We start from the raw sequence: 22,764 nt of genomic DNA, 5'->3' as shown, positions 1-22,764 counted from the left end.
GTCATGCTGAACTTGTTTAACTTCGTTGAATCTTTGATTACAGCATCTCAGGAGACCCTGAAACTCCCGAAGCTTCGGGACAGGGTGACGAAAGTATTAAGTAAGTGAGGTTTTAATCAATATAAAAAAGATCTGCTGCGATCCCGTCACTAAGGAATTTTCCTTTTGTGGTAATATGAAAAGTGTTTCCAATTTTTTCCATGAGTCCGTCATCCAGGAATTTACCGGTTTCCTTAAAAAAGTGATCACGGTATTTTTCTCCAAATTTTTGCTGAATATCATCTGTGGAAACACCGAATTTGGTTCGCAGCCGGGTCATTACATATTCGTTATAAGAATCGGTGGTGGAAAGTTCTTCGGTTTGCTGAGGTAGATTTCCGGCCTCAATGGCTTTTATATACAGCGTATTATTACTGATATTCCATTTTCTGTAAGTACCATCGTAGGAATGGGCTGATGGACCAATTCCCAGGTAAGGGTTTCCCAGCCAGTAAGCCATATTGTTCTGAGAATGAAAACCCGGTTTTCCGTAATTCGAAAATTCATAATGCTCAAATCCGTTTTCGCTGAGCTTGTTTACCAGAATATCGAATTGTTCCCGATAAGTTTCATCTTCAACAGGCTTGACTTTCCCTTTTTCTATGAATTTTTCAAGGGCGGTTTTTGGTTCTACGGTGAGCGCGTAACTTGAAATATGTGGAATACCAAGCTCAACGGCTTTGTTTAAATTTTCTATCCATTGTTCATTGGATTGCCCGGGAATCCCGTAGATAAGATCGATACTGATATTATCAAAATATTGCTTTGCTAGCTGAAGAGAGCTCAATGCTTCCTCAGAATTATGAGCCCGGTTCATCAATTTAAGGTCCTCTTCAAAAAATGACTGAACTCCAATACTTAATCGATTTACCGGAGAAGCATCAAGCATTTTGATCACTTCTTCTGAAAGATCATCGGGATTTGCCTCCAGAGTGATCTCGGCGTTTTCAGAAACATTAAAGTTCTTATAGATTGCATTGAAGATGGAATTTAATTCTTCAAAATTCAGTAGGGAAGGAGTTCCTCCACCAAAATAGATGGTTTGAATGTTCTGTCCTATTTCGTCCTTCCTAATTTCCAGTTCCCTACAGAGCATTTCTACCAACTCTGTTTTCTTCTTCGTGGAAGTGGAAAAATGAAAATCACAGTAATGGCAGGCCTGCTTGCAAAAAGGAATATGTATGTAAATTCCGCTCATATTATATAGGAGACGATAAGATAGGATAATTCGAAACTTCCTGCTACATAGATCAACATGGCGATGAGAAACGCCAGAAATGATTTAACTCCTATCACAAATCTATTACCCTCAAAAAATCTAATGCAGCAGTAGATAAAATAAACTAATGCTAAAAGGATGATTACAGGCTGGATTTGCTTGCTGCCATAAACTGTAATGACCGTTCCAAAAATGGTAAGCAAAGTATAAATCCCTGCGATATAAAAGGCTATCACCCAATACTCAATAATACGCAAGCGATTATAAAAAAAGAGCTTTAATGAGATGCCTAGCCCAAATACCAGTAGAAATAAAAACTTATTGATATTTAAGATCATAAATACCGTCGCCTCCTTTTGTACATCGGCTGTATTCTCATCTACCGTGGCAATGGTGTCCATATTTGTTTCAAAACCTATTAGTGATCTAACCAGGAGGTATAATGCCGTCATTAAAATGAAAAATGCAACCGGGCGGTAATATTTTTTTCTACTACCATTCAAATATTCAGAAAATAGTTTTTCAGGCTTTAGAAATAAAGTTTTGAGAGTAATTGCTATAGGAGATTCTACAGAAAATAAACTTTGAGAAAAATCCTCCCGTAGTTCTGAAAACGTAATGGGTCCAATTTTAGCACGCTGGCCGCAAGTTGAGCAATAATTCCCAGACAGTCTGGCGCCACAATTATTACAGATGCCACTCATTACTTTATTATTCTTTTTTCATTTTGCTTTACAAACGCATCCCAGCCCGTATAGCTTTTTCCTATTTCGGTCTTGCCGGAATTATAGAAATGACAAACCGCGGCAGCGAGACCATCTGTAGCATCCAGGTTTTTGGGAAGCTTTCCAATATTAAGCTGACTTTGCAGCATTTTTGCCACCTGTTCCTTACTGGCATTTCCATTACCGGTAATGGCCATTTTGATCTTTTTGGGAAGATATTCTGTGATAGGAATTTCCCTCGATAGCCCGGCGGCCATGGCTACTCCCTGCGCCCGTCCCAGTTTCAGCATGGATTGTACATTCTTTCCGAAGAAAGGAGCTTCGATTGCGATCTCATCAGGATGATAATTATCTATAAGTTCAATAGTGCGTTCAAAGATCAGTTTCAGCTTTTTATAGTGATCACTGTATTTGCTCAATTGAAGTTCATTCATCTGGATAAAACTCATCTTTTTGTTCTCCACTTTTATGAGTCCGAAACCCATAATAGTAGTTCCCGGGTCGATGCCGAGAATGATCCTTTCGCCTTTCAAAACTGATTTTTCCGAAGATTTGCTCACTAAAATTACCTAATTTGGGACATTCACAAAGCTAAACAATTCTGCTTTGGCAGCATCAAACTAATCGGTTATGCTTTTACTGATCTTTTTCGGACTTATTACAGCTGCCTACCTGGGGCTTGTTATTTCATTCCTTTACGGGTGGAAGCGTTTGCCAGATTTTGATTTAAAAGGCCTGCCTGCGGAAAATACATTTTCCATTATAATCCCTTACCGCAATGAAGCCCATAACCTGCCACGGCTTTTTAACTCTCTGACCAGCCTGAATTATCCGGGTAGAAAATTTGAGATCATACTGGTTAATGATAAGTCGACCGACCATTCTTCACAGTTAGCAGAAATTTTTCAACATGACTTTCGGGAGCTTAATATTCAATTGCTGGAGAATAAAAGGAGAAGTGCTTCCCCAAAAAAGGACGCGATACTTACAGCTATTGAAGTTTCCAGATTTGATTACATCGCAACCACCGATGCTGATTGTATATTACCTGCAGACTGGCTGCATTATTTTGATGAGGTCATTCAGCTGGAAAAACCTGAATTAATTGCAGCACCGGTTGGTTTTGCTTCTTCCGGAACCGTTCAAAAAAGACCATATTTTCAAAATTTTGAGGAGATGGATTTTATGAGTTTGCAGGCATCTACTATTGGAGCTTTTGGGATCGATAAAGCCTTTATGTGTAATGCTGCTAATCTTTGTTATAGAAAAGAAACTTTCCTACAGAAAGCCGGATTTACTGAAAATAGTGAGATTGCTAGTGGAGACGACGTTTTTTTATTGCAGACATTCCGTAGGCAGGGTAAGAAGCTATTCTTTATAAAATCGAGGAAAGCCGGTGTTTTGACCAATTATCAGGAGAGCCTTGGAAGCCTGATCAGCCAGCGGATACGCTGGGCTGCAAAAACTTCTTCCTATACCAGTATACTGGCAAAGTTTACCGGTGTTATTGTTTTCCTAATGAATTTTTCTCTAATCTTTTTTATGGTTTTAACCTTTCTGGATCTATTCTCTTACCGGTACTTAATGTTGGTGTTTCTTCTCAAATTTAATGTGGATTTTATCCTGATTTTCAAGGCCGCAAAATTCATGAACCGGGAGAGCTTAATGCGTCATTATTTCTGGTGCAGCATCGTTTATCCTTTTTTTACAGTGTATGTGGCTGTCGCTTCGCTATCTGGAGGTTATGATTGGAAGGGGAGAAGGTTTAAAAAGTAATTGAGAATGAGATTCCTTTACTTCGTTAGAAATGATAAAATTAATATTACTTCGTCATGCTGTCCCGATGCTTCGGGAGTTTCAGCATCTCAACCAAAAACAATTAAACTCCCGAGGAATCAGGACTATGTGACGTCAGCTTAATAGAAGAAACTTAAAAATTTTAATTATGAATTACTACATACTTAATTACAAACTAGCCGATAATTATCTTCAAGACCGAGGTCAGTATAGAGCTGAACATCTGGAGATGGCCCAAGAAGCTGCCGGGAAAGGTGAGCTTGTTCTGGGTGGAGCACTTGATGAACCGGCAGATGAGGCATACCTGATCTTTCGCAGCGAAAATGAGGATGCGGCAACTGCTTTTGCAAAGAATGATCCTTATGTGAAAAACGGTTTGATCAAGGAATGGACCGTTAGAAAATGGAACGCCGTGGTAGGTAGTAACATTCAGAATTGAGAATGAGATTTCTCTTTGTTCGAAATGAAAAAATCCAATAGTTGGGACTTCGTCATGCTATCCCGATGCTTCGGAAGTTTCAGCATCTTTTTGAGACCCTGAAACAAGTTCAGGGTGACGTTTCCAAATCTCTTTATATTCCAACTTCTTCCTTCTAAATTCGAACTTCGGTTTATTCAGCCTTTACTACTACGGGCATTTTAAACATGGTTGAAACCGGGATGCCGCGTTTACTTGCAGGATAGATCTTTGGAAGTGAATCTATGCTTTGTCTTAACCATAGTTCTATGTCTGGAAGCTGCCTGGTTACGGTGGAATCTATTAAAACTGAATCTATCTGAGGTTTCCCTTCTTTTGTGATCTCGAGGTATAGAATGATAGTATCATTAATGCTTTCGGTAACGACGGGTTGCTGACTAGCCAGAAAGGAATAAATTGTTGTGGCTACCTGGCGTTCAAAACAAATTTTAGCAGCCTTGAGCCCCGATTTTTGCTGGCAGTCTTCGAACGCAGGATATTCATCAACTTCTTTCCAATTCAAAGACCGCGATTCCTCCTTAAAAACATCTTCTGCAGAGATCTTTTTAGTTTCAAAATTGCAGGAGGTAAGTATTAAAGTAAATACAAAAAGTAGAACTTTTTTCATTGGCAATCCGCTTTCGGATTTCAAAAATAGTGAAATATAGGAGCTTAGGAAAAAAATATGTCATTCGGCCATATGTATTTCCTTTTTCAATTCACTAATTCTGTATTCGGCAAGCGAAAGCATATCTTTTCTGCCTTCCTCATGGTAATTATTCAGGTAATTCTGATATAACTTTAAAATCTCCTCTTTATCCTCAAAATGAGCATCAGCGGCAATGGCCTGTTCCAATAGCGCCCGTTCGTTTTCCGGATTCTCTTCCAGGGCCCTGGTAAAGCTAAGGTATGCGCTTCTATAATCCTCCTGTCTTTTATAGGTAAGACCAAGATTAAGATATTCGCGATCTACAGGTTGCTTTTTAATAAGAAGTGCCATGGTAAAATGTTGCTGTGCTTTTCTGATTTCATTTTTGTTTAAATAGATTACGCCAAGGTTGGAATGAACTGCACTATTTGCATCATTGATATCCAAAATCATCTTATAAGTTTTAATAGCTTTATCAACTTGGGAAGTCTGGCGATAAGAAATCGCTAGTTTTTCCAGAATGAATTCTGAACTTTCCCCCATATCTATGAGTTGCCTGAAAGGTTTAATTGCTTTCCCAAATTGTAAGTTAGAAAAATAGGCCTGTCCCAGAATTGAAAGTAAAGAGACGTTGTTGGGACGTACATTTAAACCTGTTTTACATAAAGAAATAGCATTGTTGGATTTTCCCGTTTTCAACTGATGTTTTGCTGTTTTATATAACGCTCCCTGATGGGTAGAATCCAATTGTATGGTTTTAAAGAATAGCTCCATGGCAGTGCTGTCTTTTCTTTTTTCTCTGGTAAGGCCTAATCTGTAAGTAAAACCAGCATTAGTTGGATATTCTTTGGTTAGATTGTTGAAAATACTATCTGCCTGTTCAAGTTTTCCAGACTCAAGAAGTAATTCGCCATAATCAAGGACAGTTAGAATACGATCGGGATTTTCGACCAGCACCTTGCGGTAATTTAGTAGGGCATCTTCTGTCTTGCCTGCAGCCTGTTGAAATTTAGCCAATTTGAGCAGGATAGAGACAGATTTAGGATTTTCCTGTTGTAACATTTCGATTGCTGTATTGTGTCTTCCTACGGCCGCGAGGCTATCGGCAATTTTAGTACTTTCTGGCTGAGCTTTTGAGATGGTTACCTGCAATAGTATTATAAATAGTAGGTAGCCAGGCATGACTTTTTTCTTAGGTCGTAGCATAAACTTTTGATTAATCCTGTCTGGATAAAGAATCCTTAGGGGCTTTATTATTTATTTTCAGAACCACGAGTTGGAGGTGATCTTTATTTGGTTTTGAAATTTCTCAAATTTTGTTTTTGGTAATCATAATTTCCAGTTTGGTCATTAGAATAGACTTACCGAATAATACGCTTCAATAGATCTCATTACTATGTCTTAGTCATGAATCCGTTTTTATTTTCTATACGCAGGTGAAATTTATTCATCTATTTTAAAAACTATGGGCAGTGCATACTTCACACTAACCGGATTGCCATTGTGAATTCCGGGTTGCATTTGCGGTAAACTTGAAATTACTCTTTTTGCTTCTTCCTCCAGGCTTGTATGGGCAGCCTTTGAAGTTACATCCACAATATTACCTTTCTCATCGATTTTAAATTCTACGATCACTCGGTTGGTACCCGTTAAACCAGCTTTTTTTCCTAAAGAAGAATCGAAATTTTCGCCTACGTAGGCAGAAATCTTTCTCGTTGTACAATTTCTCCTGGCATCTCCATTTAAATTTTCACATCCTGTAAAAGCAGGAGCTTTATCTATTTCTGCATACGCATATTGTTGACTTTTTTCCTGTTCTTCATTTATTTTTTTCAACTCGTTCAAGGTTTGATCCAGGTCTTCACTGTTTTCATTTGTGGTTTCGTGAATAGTTTCTTCTTCAGAATCTGCTTGCTGGGAATCTGAGCATGCAACATAAGTCAGCATAACCAGTATGGCAGGAACAAGCAATAAAAATTTGAATTTTGATAACTGGGATGATTTATTTTTCTGTGACATAAGTATTCGTTTTTTGATTAATGAATGGCTATAAAATTGATTTGTAAATGAAATATTCTGAGTGTTGAAGGCGGTATTAAGCAACTGTTGATAATATGATTGCCTGTCGGTGGTCTTTATTACTTCATCATCTGCAATGAATTCATGTAGTCCGGCAATGCGCGCCTGGTAGATGTAGATAAGTGGATTAAACCAGAAAACAATTCTCATCATCTCAAAGAATAGCAGATCCAGGCTGTGTTTTTGTTTTACATGTACCACTTCATGAGAAAGAATCTGGGATCTTTCAATTTCTGATAGCTGATCTCCCAGGAAAATAGTATTTAAAAAAGTACAGGCTATATTCGAATTTGGTACTTCGATGATCTTAAAATCCTTCTCTTCGGTAATTTTTCTGAATCGGAATAGCCGGTTAAGGCTTTGATATTTTTTCAGAAAAAGGAAACAATTCACGGCAAATCCAGCGAAGTAGCTAAGATACCACCAGTTTATCTCCAATCCGGAGTTTATTTGCATAGCTGCCTGAGTGCCAATTTCAGAAGAAGGTTTTTTTCCTAAAAATACTTCAGGTAACAAGATACCGGTGTTCTGGGGTATGGCTTCTGCCAGAAATTCCATTTTCAGGAAAGGGATGAATAATGCCAGAACTGGAGTAGCCAGTAAGTAAAGCCGGTTGTAATTAAAATATGTTTCTTTTTTCAGAAAGAGATCGTAAACCAGCAAGAACAAAAGCTGGAAAAACAAAACCTGCAGTATATAATGGATCATGACTTTTCGTTTTTGTTAATTTCTTTCATAATGCTTTCCAGCTCACTTGTGCTGAGGTCATTTTTCTTCATGAAAAAACTTACCATGCTTTTAAAAGATCCATTGAAATAGTTATTCATAAGCTGATTGATGCTTTGGTTGCTGTAAGTCTCTTTTTCAAGTTTAGGAAAATAGATATATCCCTTTCCCTTCTGGCGATGATCTACAAAACCCTTGCTCTCCAGGATCCTCACAATGGTAGAAACCGTGTTGTAAGCAGGTTTTGGCTCAGGCATATTCTCTATAATTCCGGCAACATTAGCTTCTTTAAGCTCCCATAAGATCTGCATGATCTCTTCTTCTGCTTTGGTGAGTTGTTTCATTTGTATGAATTTGGTTCTGCTAATATAAACTAATAATTTAGTTTTAACTAATTCTTTAGTTCAAAAATTTTCTGAAGTTGATTATATTCGTCCATTCAAAATCAAAAAATGGAATTAATATTATTAATAATTGCGGGCATATTTATGATCCTGGGACTGCTGGGAAGTTTCCTGCCGGTGTTGCCGGGAGTTCCATTAAGCTGGGTGGGTTTGTTGATTCTTTACTTAATCCCGGGAATTGAGATAGATTACTGGTTTCTGGGTATAACCCTGGCTGTGGCTCTATTGATCTATATTCTGAACCTGGTAATCCCGGCTATGGGGACCAAAAAATTTGGAGGTAGCAGAAAAGGAATGATTGGCGCTACCATTGGTTTGATCATTGGGATTTTTGCACCAATTCCGTTTGCTATTCTAATCTTTCCTTTCATTGGAGCATTCATAGGAGAGATCCTGAATAAAAGTGATTCTAAAACAGCCGGCAAAGCTGCCTTTGGTTCATTTGTAGGCTTACTGGCTTCCAGTTTTATGGAGTTCTTAGTGGCCTTTGCATTTCTTTTGCTCTTCATATATAAATTCTGGATTTATAAAGATTTCTTCTTTTAGCAGCCATTTTCAGAAACCTTTAAATAGCCTTACTTTTGCAAAAAAGAAAAGGAATGTTGGATTTTATTGTAGTTGGTGCTGCCCAGGCCGGTTTGGCCATGGCTTACTATCTTAAAGAACAGGGAAAGAATTTCCTGGTCGTAGATAAAGAGTCTGAAATTGGTGCATCCTGGCTAAATCGATGGGATTCTCTTACTTTATTCACTCCTTCGGAATTTAATAATATGCCAGGGATGGAATTTCCGGCAGAAAAAGGACACTATCCTTCAAAAACCGAGGTGGCGAAATATTTTAAAGACTACGTTGAAGAATTCGATTTTCCAATCAAGCTCAACACTTTTATAGAAAATATATCAAAGGAGTCAGGACATTTTATTCTCAAATGTCCGCAGGGAGATCTTGAAGCCAGGAACGTGGTGATTGCAACCGGGCCTTTCCATATTCCCTATACGCCGCCCTTTTCCAAAAAGATAGACGAGGATATTTTTCAGATACACAGTAACTATTATAAAAATCCAGAGCAGCTGCAAGAAGGTAAAGCCATGGTAGTGGGAGCAGGAGACAGCGGATTCCAGATCCTGGATGAGGTTTCCCAGGATGATCGGGGCGTTTATTTCTCCGGGACTACAGATGTAAAAGTTCTTCCGCAGGAGATACTGGGAAAGACCTTATGGTGGTGGTTCACTAAATCTGGATTCTTAAGTTTTAGCCGGGATACCTGGCTGGGGAAAAAAATTTCCAAATCCAGGCAGCCGGTTATTGGAACGCCGGTAAAAGAAATTCTCGAGAGAGATAATGTGGAGCCGGTTGGCAAAACCAAAGATGCTGAAGGGGAGTTGATCCAAACCGAAAAGAAAAAAATAAAGGATCTGAAGAATATTATCTGGGCTACCGGTTACCGGCCAAATTTCAGCTGGATTGAAGGCCTGGAGCTGGCCAAGAATGGTTATCCCGAGCATTACCGTGGTGTTAGTAATATTGAAGGGCTTTATTTTATTGGCTTGCCGTGGTTACATACCAGAGGATCTGCAACCTTAGGAGGAATAAAGAAAGATGCTAAATATTTGTCAGATTATATTCAGGACAATGCAGGCGGATAAATGATTTAGCCGAGGAATAATTCGTTTATTAACAAATAATACATAAATTTATTAGGGTATAGTGCAAAACTATACCCTTTTTTATTTCGTAAATATTTGAAATGCGTCTCTTGCCACTTCTAATATTGTCCATCCTCATCGGGAGTTTTGCTCCGGCAAAAGCTCAATTCTATCAAACAACCAATGCCGAAATAACTTTTTTTTCTTCAGCACCAGTAGAAGATATTGAAGCTGTTTCCAACGATGGAGTTTCGGTGTTAAATATAGATAACGGGGCCATTTCCTTCAAGGTTAAGCTAAGGTCATTCAAATTCGAAAAAGCTCTTATGCAGGAGCATTTCAATGAAAACTATATGGAAAGTGAAAAATTTCCAGACGCGATCTTTAAGGGGCAGATCTCAGGAGGTTTTGATTCCCGCTCGTCAAATTCTCAGGAATTGATCATTAAAGGAGATCTTACAATTCACGGGGTAACTCGGGAAAGAGAGATACCCGTGGTAATTCAGATTTCTAAAGATGGAGAACAGTTGAGACTTAATTCAAAATTTGAAGTCGCTTGTAAGGATCATAAGATCAGGATCCCAAAATTACTTTGGGAGAATATAGCAGAGGTGATAGAGGTCACCGTAAATGCCAATTATCAAATTATCAAACCATGAAAAAAATTTATTTGCTGGTATTCCTTTTATCCTGTTCTGGTTTGTATGCCCAGGATGTGGATAGTTTGATGGCTACTCTTAATGAAGAAAAAGACTTCAGGACCATAGCTACCTTTAAGAGTCCAAGGCTGGTATTGCTGCAAACCAACGAAACCCAGAAAGCCAGAAACCTAGCTTTTTGGGTAGGTCACAGGTTTGGAGATATCGGTGGTGAATTTGGAGGCTCAAATACCCTATTCGGTCTTGATGTTGCAACAGATCTGTACCTCGGTTTTGACTATGGGATAACAGATGCCTTAACCGTGGGGATTGGTAGAAGCAAATTTAATGAATCCTATAGTGGTCTGGTAAAATACAGGCTACTCTGGCAGGAAGAGGAAGGTATGCCTTTGTCTGTCACACTCTTTGGACAAAGCAGCTGGATAACCAGGGAGCCTTTTTCAAGCAACGAATTCGATAAAGAATTAGACCGAATTTCCCATTTCCTGCAGGTGATCATAGCCAGAAAATTCAGTCCCGGTGTATCTGTTATGATTAATCCCGGATACCTGATTAGGCCAGAAGCACAGGTTCAGGATTTTGAAGATTCAGATAATCTTTTTTCGCTTGGATTCGGGGCAAGGGTAAAGATACTTAAGAGAATATCAATTATTGCCGATTATACCATTGTTAATGGTCTAAGCAGGCCAGACGACCTGGGTATCGATTACTATAATCCTTTTGGTGTTGGCGTTGAGATAGAAACGGGAGGTCACGTATTTGCATTAAATTTCCAAAATTCGCAGGCGATTATTGCTAATAATTTTATCCCTAATACGACTAAATCCTGGACAGATGGTGGAGTTAGATTTGGCTTCATGATTTCAAGAAATTTTAATCTAGGGCCTAAAAGAACTATTAACTAATTGTTGAACTTATTAAATCCAGAATTATGAAAAGAGGTGAATTTATAGTTAAGGGAGTTTTGCTGGCTTGTTCGGGAGCATGTGTAATGTCTGCCTGTAGTTCCGGCGATGACAGCAGTCCTGCCCCCAACCCTCCAGGGAACGGAGGTCCTGCCACGGTTGCCGTTAGTCTTTCGAATTTAGTCGAGGTGGGTGATCAAATAAGTAGCAACGGGGTATTATTCTTCAGGATTGGAGAGGGTAATACTTCTGCAGATTTTGTGGCCACCGAGTCGGTTTGTCCGCATCAGGGAGGCCAGTTGGTTTGGCAGGAAGACCAGGGGTATATTGAGTGTCAACTGCATTTTGCCAGGTATGAGGATGATGGTGATGTAATAAGAGGTCCCCAGGGTGTTTCAGGTAATACCAGGGATCTTCGTGTTTACTCTACCAGTATTAGTGGCAATACCATTACTGCTACTATAGGTTAAAATAAAATTTCCTTGTTAATGCATTTCCCGGAATATTTCCGGGGGTAATTCCTGTGCGATTAATTAATTCTGTTTTATCCTTTTGCTTTCTTCTCTTACTTTTGCAGTTATGATAATTACAGATACTCACACTCATTTATATAGTGACGCTTTTGATGGCGACCGCCAGGATGCGATCCAAAAAGCTGTAGATAATGGGGTAAAAAGATTCTTTATTCCCGCCATAGACTCTGAAACCACCCAAAGTATGTATGATCTGGAGAAAGAATTTCCGGAGAATATATTTTTAATGATGGGGCTTCACCCCACTCATGTTAAGGCGAACTTCGAGCAGGAATTAAAGCATGTAGAAGAAGAGCTGGATAGGCGAAAGTTCTATGCTGTTGGTGAAATAGGGATTGACCTGTATTGGGATAAATCTACCCTGGATATACAGAAAGAAGCTTTTAAAAGACAGATCCAGATGGCGAAAGACAGGAATTTACCTATAGTGATCCATTGTCGTGATGCATTTGAGGAAATCTTTGAAGTCCTTGAAGAAGTGAAAGATGATAAGCTTTTTGGGATATTTCATTGCTTTACCGGAAATTTAGAACAGGCGCAAAAGGCATTGTCCTTTAATATGAAACTGGGGATTGGTGGGGTAGTTACCTTTAAAAATGGAGGTATAGATAAATTTATAACTCAAATCCCTTTAGAGGATATTGTCCTGGAAACAGATGCTCCCTACCTGGCACCAAAACCTTACCGTGGAAAAAGAAATGACCCTGTCTATATATTAAAGGTAGCAGAAAAGTTAGCAGATCTTTACAATTTACCAATCGAAAAGGTAGCAGAAGTGACTACAAAAAACTCCAAGGAAATATTCGGAATTTAAAGCTGTTAAACAGAATTTTTGTTCATTTGTCAAACAAATTTGAATATAGGTGCAAAATTTTGATGATATAAGATTCTATAAGGATGAAGAGGTAAATGATGCTCTGCGTGAATACGTGAAACATCCTATGGTAAAGGCTTTATTACAATTTACATTTCCAGATATGGCCTTTAGCGATATTCAGGCTATAGTGAATGAATGCCACTCAATTTCAGACTTTCAAAGCAAGGTAATTTACCTTAGTGTGGAAAAGGTCCTCGAGAAGACCAGCGAAGGCTTAAGTGATATAGGGTTTGAAGAACTGGATCCAAAAGAGTCCTATTTTTATATTTCGAATCACCGTGATATAATCCTGGATACATCTTTAATAAATTATACGCTTCATGACCACGATATGGTGATGACTGCCTCGGCAATTGGAGATAATCTTGTACAAAAGCCATTCCTTATGGCTCTCTCCAGGTTAAATCGGAACTTTCTTGTATTGCGTAATCAAAGTCCGCGGGAAATGCTGAAGAGTTCTCTTAAGCTTTCAGAATACATAAAAAAGTTATTGGTGGAAGATAAGAGATCTGTCTGGATGGCGCAAAGAGAAGGAAGAACCAAGGATGGGAATGATTTCACCCAGCAGGGAGTTTTAAAGATGCTGGGAATGGCTAAGGGAGATATGGATATTCTTGATTATTTCGCCAGGCTAAAGATCGTTCCGGTAGCTATCTCCTATGAATTCGATCCAACAGATATGCTTAAAATGCCGGAAGTTCTGGCTAAAAGAAAGCAGGAAGAATATAAGAAATCTGCCAATGAAGACTTTAATAGTATCATGCAGGGGGCCATGGGGCAGAAAGGTCGTATAGAGATCAATGCAGGCCCGGTATTAACATCAGAGGATTTTGATGCGATCAGGGAAAAAGGTCTGTCTATTAATGATCAGTTAAAAGAAGTTTCCTCATTAATAGATAATGCTATCTACCGCAATTACAAATTGTGGCCAGCCAACTATATCGCCTACGATCTGCTGAAGAATGAAACCAGGTTTGAAGATCGTTATACTGAAAAGGAAAAAAGACAATTCGACAGACGCGTAAGCAGAAGGGTAGATGTAAAAAATCCGCTTGCACTAAACAGTTATTTATTGATGTATGCTAATCCCGTGGTCAATAAAATGTCTTTAAATGAAGAATAGATCCAGGATTTTACTGATTTATACCGGTGGAACCATTGGTATGATTAAAGACTATGATACTGGAGCCCTTAAGGCTTTCAATTTTGATGAGCTTTTACAGAATATACCCGAGCTAAAGATCCTGGAGCATGAGATAGAAACACTTAGCTTCGATGATCCTATAGATTCTTCTAATATGAACCCGGAGTACTGGGAAAGGATAGCCAGCACGATAGATGAACATTATAGTGAATATGATGGTTTTGTGGTTTTGCACGGGAGTGATACTATGTCGTATACCGCATCGGCATTGAGCTTTATGTTCGAGAATCTTACCAAGCCCATTATATTTACTGGATCTCAGTTGCCCATAGGAGATCTTAGGACCGATGCCAAGGAAAATCTTATAACGAGCATTCAGATAGCCGGACTTCAGAAAAATGGCAGGCCCGTCATTTCAGAAGTTGGATTGTATTTTGAATATAAATTGTACCGGGCCAACCGCACAACCAAGGTGAATGCTGAGCATTTTCAGGCCTTTGCCTCCATGAATCATGAGGCTCTGGCAGAATCTGGGGTCTACCTTTCGGTTAATTACAACTCATTATGGAAGCCAAACCGCAAGCAAAAAACCAAGCTGCATACAGGTTTTGAGAAGGAAGTTCTTGTATTAAAAATGTTCCCAGGAATAACTAAAAGTACTGTAGAGCATATATTATCCAAAGAAAACCTGAAAGGGGTGATCCTTGAAACATATGGCAGCGGAAATGCTCCCAATGCTCCCTGGTTTCTGGACATACTTAAGGAAAAAATAAAAAACGGTCTCAGGATCGTGAATGTTACTCAGTGTATTGGCGGAAGTGTTACGATGGGCCAGTATGAAACCAGTGTTGGTTTAAAAAAGATAGGGGTGGTTTCCGGAAAAGACATCACTACAGAAGCTGCGGTCTCAAAATTGATGTATCTTTTAGGTAAAGATTTATCGCCTAAAGTATTCAGGACGATCTATGAAACCTCATTAAGAGGGGAAATGTCCTAAAATTAACGGTTGGTACTTGACGGGGACGTTTTTTTTTTGTTATTTGCCGGCCCTAACAAAACAGAGAGGTGGCCGAGTGGTCGAAGGCGCACGCCTGGAAAGTGTGTATACGTCACAAGCGTATCGAGGGTTCGAATCCCTTCCTCTCTGCTAAGTGTTTTATTAAAAATAATTTATATCTTTAACCCTTTAACTAATTAAATTAAGACAAACAGTAATGAAAAGATTATTTTCTATTTTGGTAATCGCCGCGATTACGGTTCTTGGGGCCTACAATCTACAGGCGGCTAACAGTGTGAATACTTTGCCAGGAACGATTGTGACCTTTGTACAGGATGACGAGGAAGCAATGGCCGGTGATGAATTGGAAGAAGAAGAACTTGGTTTTCACCAGGAGCTTAAAAAACGTTTCATCGAAGGTGGTCCTGCCTTTATGGGGATCGTTCTGTTGTGTTTAATTCTTGGTCTGGCCATTGCCATTGAGAGAATTATCTTTTTAAACCTATCTACAACTAACACTAAGAAACTTGCTCAGGATGTTGAGGACGCTCTTAATAGTGGTGGTGTTGAGGCAGCTAAGGAAGTTTGTAGAAATACAAAAGGACCTGTTGCATCTATATACTATCAGGGTCTTGACAGAGCAGACGAAAGCATCGAAGCTGCAGAGAAGGCAGTAGTTGCTTACGGTGGTGTTCAAATGGGACAACTTGAAAAGAACGTATCTTGGGTTTCTTTATTTATCGCACTGGCTCCAATGCTTGGTTTCATGGGTACTGTAATCGGGATGATTCAGGCTTTTGACCGTATTGAGGCAGCTGGAGATATGCAGCCATCACTTGTGGCAGGAGGTATTAAAGTAGCACTTCTTACTACAGTATTTGGTTTGATCGTAGCGATTATTCTTCAGATATTCTACAACTATATCATCGCTAAGATAGACAGTATCGTTAACGATATGGAAGACGCTTCTATCTTACTTATTGATATGTTGGTAGCTTACAAGAATAAAAAAAGAATCTAAGACAAAGTAAATTATGACCTTACATAAAATATTAAAATATCTGGCACTCGCTCTTGGTGTTATAGGTATGATCCTTCTGGGAAGGATTATCGCCACCGGAGACGATGCCATTAAAGCCTCGGCAGACCTTCAGGGGAGTCATTTAGACCCTTATATGTGGATTGCTTATTTGGTACTAGCTGCAGTCGTTGTACTAGTTGCAATATTTGTGATCGTAGGTTTATTCAGAGGCAATATTAAGAACACGATAATTGCTATAGGATCATTTTTAGTGATCGTAGTCGTAGCTTATGTATTAAGTGACGGTACAGCAAAGGAACTTAAAGACGGTAGCATGCTTTCAGCATCTGGCGATCATTGGGTAGGAGCAGGTTTAATTACTTTCTATATCCTTGCCGGAATAGCTATCGCTTCGATGGTATTCTCTGGAATTAAAAAATTGGCTAAATAATATGGCAAAGAGATCAGCACCGGAAGTTAACGCCGGGTCCATGGCAGATATCGCCTTCTTGCTTCTTATCTTCTTCCTGGTAACTACTACCATTGAGACAGATAGCGGGATAAGCAGGAAATTACCGCCATGGCAACCTGAAGAAGTGGAGCCTCCGGTTATTAAACAACGAAACATCTTTACCGTACTGGTAAATAGTAACAATCAGTTGCTGGTGGAAGATGAGGAGATGGAACTTTCTGAATTAAAGGAAGCAGCCGTTGAGTTTTTAGATAATGGTGCTGGTACTGGTGATGAGGCATGTAGCTTCTGTCAGGGTGCTAAAGATCCAAATTCTTCAGTAAATCCTCAAAAGGCTATTATTTCCCTGGTGAATAACCGTGGAACAGAATATGGAACTTACATTGCTGTGCAGAATGAACTTGTGGCTGCTTATAACCAGCTTAGAGATCGTGAAGCTCAGAGAATGTACGGGATGACATTTACTCAAATGGAGAAAAATTACAACGATCCTAATTACAATGGCAATAAAGACGTGTTGAAAGAAAAGATCGATGTAATTACCAATATGATCCCACAGAAGTTATCTGAAGCCGAACCAACAAGCTAGAGCTTTTAACAAACGAAAACGACTTTAATTATGTCTAAATTTAAAAAGAAGAAGTCTGGAGATTTGCCTGCCATTAGTACGGCATCTTTACCTGATATCGTTTTCATGCTCTTATTTTTCTTTATGGTGGCAACGGTAATGCGTCAGAACACTCTGATGGTTCAAAATAAATTACCATTTGCAGATCAGGTTGAAAAACTTGATAAGAAAGATTTGATCATGTATATCTATGCCGGGAAACCTAGCAAAAGATACCAGGCTCAATATGGAACAGAAGCCCGAATTCAATTAAATGATAAATTCGCCAGTGTTGAAGAAGTACAGCAATTTATCTATGCTGAAAGAGAGTCTAAGAGAGAGGAATTAATTCCTTACCTCACTACTGCTCTTAAAGTAGATGAAGAGACGAATATGGGTCTAGTTTCTGATATTAAACAGGAATTGAGAAAAGCTGAAGCGCTCAAGATCAACTACACTACTGTGGTTGGTGATGCTCAGCAGAACGTTGAATAATCTTTTCGATTTAATTATATTAAGCATCCTGTCTGTTAATTCAGACAGGATGTTTTTTTATATTTAATCCTCAGATCCCGGTTGTCATGAGCTATAAAGACATTTTATTAATCATTTTATTCTCATTGCCTTTCCTGGCGTTTGCGCAGGAGGAAGAGGATCAATATGAGATTCCAGATACAATTCCCTTTACTATAGATAGCCTGTATCGCGAGGATCAATTCTATGCCGGTTTTCATTTTAATCTTGTCACTAATCAGCCTCCGGGTGTTTCGCAGGAAAGCTTTTCAGGAGGACTTAATCTTGGTTTTATTCGGGATTTCCCTTTAAATGAGAGGCGTAATGTTGCCTTGGGCTTAGGTTTGGGCTGGTCTATAAATACCTATGGTCAGAACCTCTTCATAGGAAAGGGAAATGATGGAGCGACAATTTTCCGAAGCCTTGGTAATAATGAAACTTACAGTACTAACCGGTTTACCACCCAGTTAATAGAAGCGCCAATAGAATTCAGATGGCGTACTTCCACGCCTGAAAGTTATAAATTCTGGCGGATCTATACCGGGATGCGTTTAGGTTACGTGTATCATTTCAGAAGCCGTTTCCGCGATGATAACCGGGAAGTCATAGTGAATGATCTTGAAGAGCTTGAACGCCTAAGATTAGGTGCCACCTTCACCTTTGGATATAATACCTTTAATTTTCAGTTCTACTACGCACTGAACCCTTTCTTCAAAAATGCCACGGTCAACGATGCTCCCATTGATCTTTCTACCTTGAAAATAGGTCTGACATTCTATATTCTGTAAACCAGAAACTGAATAAGGCCAGTTGTGGTATCAAACCGGCAAGGAATCCCAGGAAAAGCTCCCATTTTGTATGTGCCTTGTAATAAAGTCTTGAAGAAGCACTTAGACCTGATGCCACGATCAGAAAACTTATAGTGTAGATAAAATAAAGGTGAAAATAAGTACAGAATCCAATAATGAACATTAAAAGGCCCCCAATACCTGCCATATGCAAGCTTATTTTCATTCTAAGCCACGTGAACAAATAGGTGATTATGGTGGTAAGGAGTATACCGGTAAAGTAATAGAACAGGCCGGGATAATTATAAATATTCAGCACCTGGTTGAGCACCATGATATTTAAAAGAATGAAAAAGAATAAAGGCCATTGCCGTTCCTTTACATTCTCTAGAAAAATCGATTCAGCTTTTCCTAAATTTTTCAGAAGAAAATAAAAGACAACTGGTATAAATATAGTGATGATGGAGATCGCCAGTAATTTTGCTTCTATGATCTCTCGTGGAAAAAACCTGGGGGTGAATGTAAAATAGAACAAACTGCCGGCAAAGGGCATCCAGAGAGGGTGAAACAGGTAGGAGACAAGCTTAAGTAATATTCTCATTAAATTTCTTTGCGTAGTCTGGCCACCGGAATATCTAACTGTTCCCTGTACTTGGCCACGGTTCTCCGGGCAATTGGATAACCCTTATCTTTTAAAACTTTTGCCAGTTTCTCATCTGTAAGTGGCCTCCTTTTATCCTCTTCTTCTATGGACATCTCCAGGATCTTTTTGATCTCTCTGGTGGATACTTCTTCACCCTGGTCATTGGTCATCGATTCTGAAAAGAATTCCTTGATAAGTTTTGTACCATAAGGTGTATCTACATATTTAGAATTTGCCACCCTTGATACCGTTGAGACATCCATTTCAATTTCATCGGCGATATCTTTAAGGATCATAGGTCTCAAATTTCGTTCATCTCCGGTAAGGAAATACTCTTTTTGATAGTTCATTATGGAGCTCATTGTAACCATTAGAGTCTGTTGCCTTTGTTTAATTGCCTCGATAAACCATTTGGCGGCATCCAGCTTCTGTTTAATGAACATTACCGCATCTTTCTGTGCTTTTGTCTTCTCTTTTGATTCCTTATAGCCTTTAAGCATGTTATTGTAATCCCTGGAAATATGCATTTCGGGTGCATTTCTACCATTCAGGGTTAATTGCAATTCCCCGTCTTCAATTTTTATAGTAAAATCGGGGATCACATGCTCTACCATTCTTGTGTTCCCTGAATATGCTCCTCCCGGTTTGGGATTCAGGTGTTCTATGACTTCAATAGCATCTCTAAGTTCATCTTCGGTAATGTCATGACGGGCCAGTAATTTGGTATAATGTTTTTTGCTGAAATGATCAAAAGACCTTTCCATTATATCCTTTGCCAGTTCCACCTGTTTGGTTGGTTCCTTGCGGTTGAGTTGTATAATAAGGCATTCTTCCAGGCTTCTTGCTCCTACACCCGCCGGATCCAGTTTCTGTACTTTCTGCAGTACTTTTTCCACGGTTTCCTCATCTGTATAAATATTCTGGGTGAAAGCAAGATCATCCACAATATCCTGAACGCTTCTTCTTATATAACCGCTTTCATCAACACTACCTACAAGGAATTCTGCGATCTCCTCTTCAATCTCATCCAGGCGAATTGTGCTTAGCTGGGTTTTTAAATATTGTGTAAAGGAAGTTCCTGCAGCATATGGTACCTGCCTGTCCTCATCATCTGCACTATAATTGTTGGCATTTAGCCTGTAACTTGGTATTTCATCATCACTAAGATATTCATCAACGTCTATATCGGTTTCAATAGTTTCAGAATCATAATCATCCTCGGTATTTTCATTTCCAATGTCATCATACTCATCAATGCGTTCCTCCTTACCATCTTCCAAAGCAGGGTTTTCCTCCAGTTCCTGCTTGATCCTCTGTTCAAATGCCTGTGTAGGTAATTGAATGAGTTTCATAAGCTGGATCTGCTGCGGAGATAGCTTCTGTGATAATTTGAAATTTAATTGTTGCTTAAGCATAAATTTTAGGGTCTCTAACAAAAATAAGGAAAATACAGGCCATACCACCTTTGGCATATAACATGATTGTAATAAATTTTTGTTAAGGCATCTTATAATTATTCAGGTTGCGAAATCTCTTGGGAAGTTTAGTTTCTATTTCCAGCGGCCTATGGTTAACAGGGTGTTGCAACTTTATTCCACCTGAAAAGAGGAAAAGGTTTTTATTCCTGAAATAGTCACTTTCCTTATCTCCATAAATTTTATCTCCCACGATAGGATAGCCAATATTATTTAAATGTACTCTTATTTGGTGGGTCCTCCCTGTTAACGGTTTTGCTTCTACCAGCGTATACAGAGATCCTTTTATTTGATAAAAATTTAGAGGCTTTACCAGAGTGTTAGCCGGTTTATCTTCTATCGCTGAATCTATTTCCCGCTCCTTTGAGATCTTACCATAAACCAGGGCATAATATTTTTTCTGGATTGTCTTTTCTGCGAATGCCTGTTGAAGCTTGAGTAGGGCCCGGGTTGTTTTGGCGCAAAGTAAAATGCCAGCGGTAGGACTGTCTAATCTGTGCACGGGCAGGGGGTAAGCTAATGCATCGGGTTCTTTTGAAGGTCCAAGATTATGTGGCAAGGCATTTTCTATGGTCTTAAAGAAATTGCCGCTGGTGGGATAACCCGCAGGCTTTAAAATTGCTGCAATATGCTCGTCCTCGAATAGAACTTCAAGATCCAGGTTGAAGATTTTTTTTTCTGATAATTCTTCCTGAAGGAGTGAAATGGCCTGACCTTCCGTTATCCAGTCGCCGGTTTTGGCTTCTTTACCATCTATTAAAAGTAAATTCTTCTTAATAGCTTTTTTTAAACCGCTTCTGGATTGAATAGGACTGAAGATAGAAACCGCATATTCCTGCAATCGTATGGGTTCTGTGATTGCAGGAGCTATATGCGTTTCTAGTATTTTCAAATTATTAAAATTCTGCGTTTTGCGGGGTTCGCGGAAATGGAATCACGTCCCTAATGTTACCCATCCCGGTAGCAAACTGTACCAGTCTTTCAAATCCAAGACCAAATCCGCTATGTACACAGGTTCCAAACTTTCGGGTATCCAGGTACCACCAGAGTTCTTCTTCAGGAATATTGAGCTCGGCCATTTTTTCTTTCAAAACATCCAGTCTTTCCTCACGCTGACTTCCTCCCACGATTTCGCCTATTCCCGGGAATAATATATCCATGGCTCGCACGGTTTTACCATCCTCATTTAACCTCATGTAGAAGGCTTTAATATTGGCAGGATAATCAAATAATATTACCGGGCATTTAAAGTGCTTTTCTACAAGGTATCTTTCATGCTCACTTTGTAGATCTGCGCCCCATTCTTCTATTATATAATTAAATTTCTTCTTCTTGTTAGGTTTGCTGTTCTTCAGGATCTCGATCGCCTCGGTATAGCTAACTCTTTTAAAGTTGTTCTCCAAGACAAAATTGAGCTTCTCAAGAAGTCCCATTTCACTTCTCTCGGCTTTTGGTTTAAGCTTATCTTCATTATCCTGTCTTTCAGCCAGGAATTCGAGATCTTCCTTGCAATGTTTCAATATATATTTAAGAACATATTTGATGAAATCTTCTGCCAGGTCCATATTGCCGTCAAGGTCGCAAAAAGCAACTTCTGGCTCTATCATCCAGAATTCTGCCAGGTGACGGGAAGTATTCGAATTTTCAGCTCTGAAAGTGGGTCCGAAGGTATAAACCTGCCCCAATCCTAAAGCAAATGTTTCTGCTTCCAGCTGTCCGGAAACCGTCAGATTGGTTTCTTTCCCGAAGAAATCTTCTTTATAATTAATACTGCCGTCTTCGTTTTTGGGAGTATTGGCGATATCCATACTTGTAACCCGGAACATTTCGCCCGCTCCTTCAGCATCACTTCCTGTGATAATAGGAGTATTTACATAAAAGAAGTTCCTGTCCTGGAAGTATTTGTGAACCGCAAAAGACAACCTGCTACGAACACGCATAACAGCACCAAAGGTATTTGTTCTTACTCTTAGATGCGCCTGCTCCCGAAGCTTCTCCATACTGTGTTTCTTTGGAGATAGTATCGTAAGCTTTACCTCTTCAGGGTTTGCATCCCCCAGAATTTCAAGCTCGGTCACTTCGATCTCAACCCGCTGCTGGCTACCCAGACTTTCCTTTAAGACTCCCTTTACAGAGATGGCAGCACCTACATTGATCCTTTTGATAAGATCTTCATCGGTATTTTCAAAATCTATAACACACTGAAGGTTTTTTAGGGTTGAACCATCATTAAGGGCAATAAATCTATTGCTCCTGAAAGAGCGTACCCAACCTTTAACATGGTGTTCCTGTAAAAACTGGTCGCTTTCCAGTATATCAGCGACTTTTGCTTGTATCATTTAGTTGAAATTTTAGAAAAACAAAGATAGTTTTTCGCCTGAAGCTTAGC

General features: G+C 39.2%; 26 protein-coding genes and 1 tRNA gene. 16 read left to right on the top strand and 11 right to left on the bottom strand.

The window, feature by feature from the left end; all coding sequences use genetic code 11:
• Window positions 1-112: 112 nt before the first annotated feature.
• The 3 genes from hemW to ruvC are packed head-to-tail and all read right to left on the bottom strand — an operon-like array spanning window position 113 to window position 2,516.
• Window positions 113-1,237 (bottom strand): radical SAM family heme chaperone HemW, encoded by a 1,125-nt coding sequence (gene hemW / locus FGM01_RS12750; RefSeq protein ID WP_143411549.1) that lies wholly within the window; start codon window positions 1,235-1,237, stop codon window positions 113-115.
• A complete protein-coding gene (locus tag FGM01_RS12745; RefSeq protein WP_143411548.1) occupies window positions 1,234-1,962 on the bottom strand; it encodes a DUF3667 domain-containing protein in 729 nt (242 codons plus the stop codon). Before FGM01_RS12745 ends, hemW begins: the two co-directional genes overlap by 4 nt.
• On the bottom strand, window positions 1,962-2,516 hold the full coding sequence (ruvC, locus tag FGM01_RS12740; RefSeq protein WP_143411749.1) for a crossover junction endodeoxyribonuclease RuvC: 555 nt from the start codon (window positions 2,514-2,516) through the stop codon (window positions 1,962-1,964). Before ruvC ends, FGM01_RS12745 begins: the two co-directional genes overlap by 1 nt.
• 97 nt (window positions 2,517-2,613) lie before the next feature.
• Here ruvC and FGM01_RS12735 point away from each other — a divergent pair, with 97 nt between their 5' ends.
• Together FGM01_RS12735 and FGM01_RS12730 are read left to right on the top strand one after the other, a co-directional pair.
• A complete protein-coding gene (locus FGM01_RS12735; protein ID WP_143411547.1) occupies window positions 2,614-3,759 on the top strand; it encodes a glycosyltransferase in 1,146 nt (381 codons plus the stop codon).
• 169 nt (window positions 3,760-3,928) lie between these two features.
• Window positions 3,929-4,219: a YciI-like protein gene (locus tag FGM01_RS12730; RefSeq protein ID WP_143411546.1), complete on the top strand. Its 291-nt coding sequence runs from the start codon at window positions 3,929-3,931 to the stop codon at window positions 4,217-4,219.
• Window positions 4,220-4,391: 172 nt separating this feature from the next.
• Here the strand turns inward: FGM01_RS12730 and FGM01_RS12725 are convergent, their stop codons facing one another.
• The 4 genes from FGM01_RS12725 to FGM01_RS12710 all read right to left on the bottom strand — a co-directional run bounded on the left by FGM01_RS12725 (window position 4,392) and on the right by FGM01_RS12710 (window position 8,035).
• Window positions 4,392-4,865, bottom strand: coding sequence for a hypothetical protein (locus FGM01_RS12725; RefSeq protein WP_143411545.1), 474 nt, complete (start codon window positions 4,863-4,865; stop codon window positions 4,392-4,394).
• Window positions 4,866-4,925: 60 nt separating this feature from the next.
• Window positions 4,926-6,092: a tetratricopeptide repeat protein gene (locus FGM01_RS12720; RefSeq protein ID WP_143411544.1), complete on the bottom strand. Its 1,167-nt coding sequence runs from the start codon at window positions 6,090-6,092 to the stop codon at window positions 4,926-4,928.
• Window positions 6,093-6,329: 237 nt separating this feature from the next.
• Window positions 6,330-7,673 (bottom strand): M56 family metallopeptidase, encoded by a 1,344-nt coding sequence (locus FGM01_RS12715; protein ID WP_143411543.1) that lies wholly within the window; start codon window positions 7,671-7,673, stop codon window positions 6,330-6,332.
• Window positions 7,670-8,035, bottom strand: a complete 366-nt coding sequence (locus FGM01_RS12710) for a BlaI/MecI/CopY family transcriptional regulator (protein WP_143411542.1) — start codon at window positions 8,033-8,035, stop codon at window positions 7,670-7,672. The genes FGM01_RS12715 and FGM01_RS12710 overlap by 4 nt, the downstream gene beginning before the upstream one ends.
• A 108-nt stretch (window positions 8,036-8,143) precedes the next feature.
• On the opposite strand from FGM01_RS12710, the gene FGM01_RS12705 reads away from it, so the two are divergent.
• The 14 genes from FGM01_RS12705 (at window position 8,144) to FGM01_RS12640 (ending at window position 18,257) form a co-directional block, all read left to right on the top strand.
• On the top strand, window positions 8,144-8,641 hold the full coding sequence (locus tag FGM01_RS12705) for a DUF456 domain-containing protein (protein WP_143411541.1): 498 nt from the start codon (window positions 8,144-8,146) through the stop codon (window positions 8,639-8,641).
• Window positions 8,642-8,694: 53 nt separating this feature from the next.
• Window positions 8,695-9,741: a flavin-containing monooxygenase gene (locus tag FGM01_RS12700; RefSeq protein WP_143411540.1), complete on the top strand. Its 1,047-nt coding sequence runs from the start codon at window positions 8,695-8,697 to the stop codon at window positions 9,739-9,741.
• A 101-nt stretch (window positions 9,742-9,842) separates the two neighbouring features.
• Entirely contained in the window at window positions 9,843-10,400 is a 558-nt protein-coding gene (locus tag FGM01_RS12695) for a YceI family protein (protein ID WP_143411539.1), read from the top strand.
• Window positions 10,397-11,305, top strand: a complete 909-nt coding sequence (locus FGM01_RS12690; RefSeq protein WP_143411538.1) for a DUF5777 family beta-barrel protein — start codon at window positions 10,397-10,399, stop codon at window positions 11,303-11,305. The genes FGM01_RS12695 and FGM01_RS12690 overlap by 4 nt, the downstream gene beginning before the upstream one ends.
• A gap of 26 nt (window positions 11,306-11,331) precedes the next feature.
• Entirely contained in the window at window positions 11,332-11,775 is a 444-nt protein-coding gene (locus tag FGM01_RS12685; protein ID WP_143411537.1) for a QcrA and Rieske domain-containing protein, read from the top strand.
• Window positions 11,776-11,884: 109 nt separating this feature from the next.
• The gene (locus FGM01_RS12680; protein ID WP_143411536.1) at window positions 11,885-12,652 is read left to right on the top strand and encodes a TatD family hydrolase; all 768 of its coding nucleotides are present in this window, start codon (window positions 11,885-11,887) and stop codon (window positions 12,650-12,652) included.
• Window positions 12,653-12,701: 49 nt separating this feature from the next.
• Window positions 12,702-13,838: a 1-acyl-sn-glycerol-3-phosphate acyltransferase gene (locus FGM01_RS12675; RefSeq protein WP_143411535.1), complete on the top strand. Its 1,137-nt coding sequence runs from the start codon at window positions 12,702-12,704 to the stop codon at window positions 13,836-13,838.
• A complete protein-coding gene (locus FGM01_RS12670; RefSeq protein ID WP_143411534.1) occupies window positions 13,828-14,856 on the top strand; it encodes an asparaginase in 1,029 nt (342 codons plus the stop codon). Before FGM01_RS12675 ends, FGM01_RS12670 begins: the two co-directional genes overlap by 11 nt.
• Window positions 14,857-14,918: 62 nt before the next feature.
• A tRNA-Ser gene (locus FGM01_RS12665) sits at window positions 14,919-15,006 on the top strand.
• Window positions 15,007-15,073: 67 nt separating this feature from the next.
• A complete protein-coding gene (locus FGM01_RS12660; RefSeq protein ID WP_143411533.1) occupies window positions 15,074-15,877 on the top strand; it encodes a MotA/TolQ/ExbB proton channel family protein in 804 nt (267 codons plus the stop codon).
• A gap of 13 nt (window positions 15,878-15,890) precedes the next feature.
• The gene (locus FGM01_RS12655; protein ID WP_143411532.1) at window positions 15,891-16,328 is read left to right on the top strand and encodes a hypothetical protein; all 438 of its coding nucleotides are present in this window, start codon (window positions 15,891-15,893) and stop codon (window positions 16,326-16,328) included.
• Between the two features lies 1 nt (window position 16,329).
• Window positions 16,330-16,938: an ExbD/TolR family protein gene (locus FGM01_RS12650; RefSeq protein WP_143411531.1), complete on the top strand. Its 609-nt coding sequence runs from the start codon at window positions 16,330-16,332 to the stop codon at window positions 16,936-16,938.
• Between the two features lie 30 nt (window positions 16,939-16,968).
• Complete coding sequence (locus FGM01_RS12645; RefSeq protein ID WP_143411530.1) at window positions 16,969-17,451, top strand: ExbD/TolR family protein; 483 nt, start codon at window positions 16,969-16,971, stop codon at window positions 17,449-17,451.
• An 86-nt stretch (window positions 17,452-17,537) separates the two neighbouring features.
• Entirely contained in the window at window positions 17,538-18,257 is a 720-nt protein-coding gene (locus tag FGM01_RS12640) for a porin family protein (RefSeq protein WP_143411529.1), read from the top strand.
• On the opposite strand, the gene FGM01_RS12635 is transcribed toward FGM01_RS12640, so the two are convergent.
• From FGM01_RS12635 to asnS, 4 genes are all read right to left on the bottom strand, one after another.
• The gene (locus FGM01_RS12635; protein ID WP_143411528.1) at window positions 18,220-18,858 is read right to left on the bottom strand and encodes a hypothetical protein; all 639 of its coding nucleotides are present in this window, start codon (window positions 18,856-18,858) and stop codon (window positions 18,220-18,222) included. The genes FGM01_RS12640 and FGM01_RS12635 overlap by 38 nt on opposite strands.
• Window positions 18,858-20,315, bottom strand: coding sequence for an RNA polymerase factor sigma-54 (gene rpoN, locus FGM01_RS12630; protein ID WP_143411527.1), 1,458 nt, complete (start codon window positions 20,313-20,315; stop codon window positions 18,858-18,860). The genes FGM01_RS12635 and rpoN overlap by 1 nt, the downstream gene beginning before the upstream one ends.
• An 82-nt stretch (window positions 20,316-20,397) precedes the next feature.
• A complete protein-coding gene (locus FGM01_RS12625; protein WP_143411526.1) occupies window positions 20,398-21,267 on the bottom strand; it encodes an RluA family pseudouridine synthase in 870 nt (289 codons plus the stop codon).
• Between the two features lie 4 nt (window positions 21,268-21,271).
• Window positions 21,272-22,714 carry an asparagine--tRNA ligase gene (asnS, locus tag FGM01_RS12620; RefSeq protein WP_143411525.1) on the bottom strand — a complete coding sequence of 481 codons (1,443 nt, stop codon included), beginning with the start codon at window positions 22,712-22,714 and terminating at the stop codon, window positions 21,272-21,274.
• Window positions 22,715-22,764: the final 50 nt, after the last annotated feature.

This window comes from Christiangramia sabulilitoris (assembly GCF_007050985.1).
GTDB lineage: Bacteria > Bacteroidota > Bacteroidia > Flavobacteriales > Flavobacteriaceae > Christiangramia > Christiangramia sabulilitoris.
Note: the sequence above shows the minus strand (reverse complement) of the source record. Positions and strands in the feature narration are given on the sequence as shown.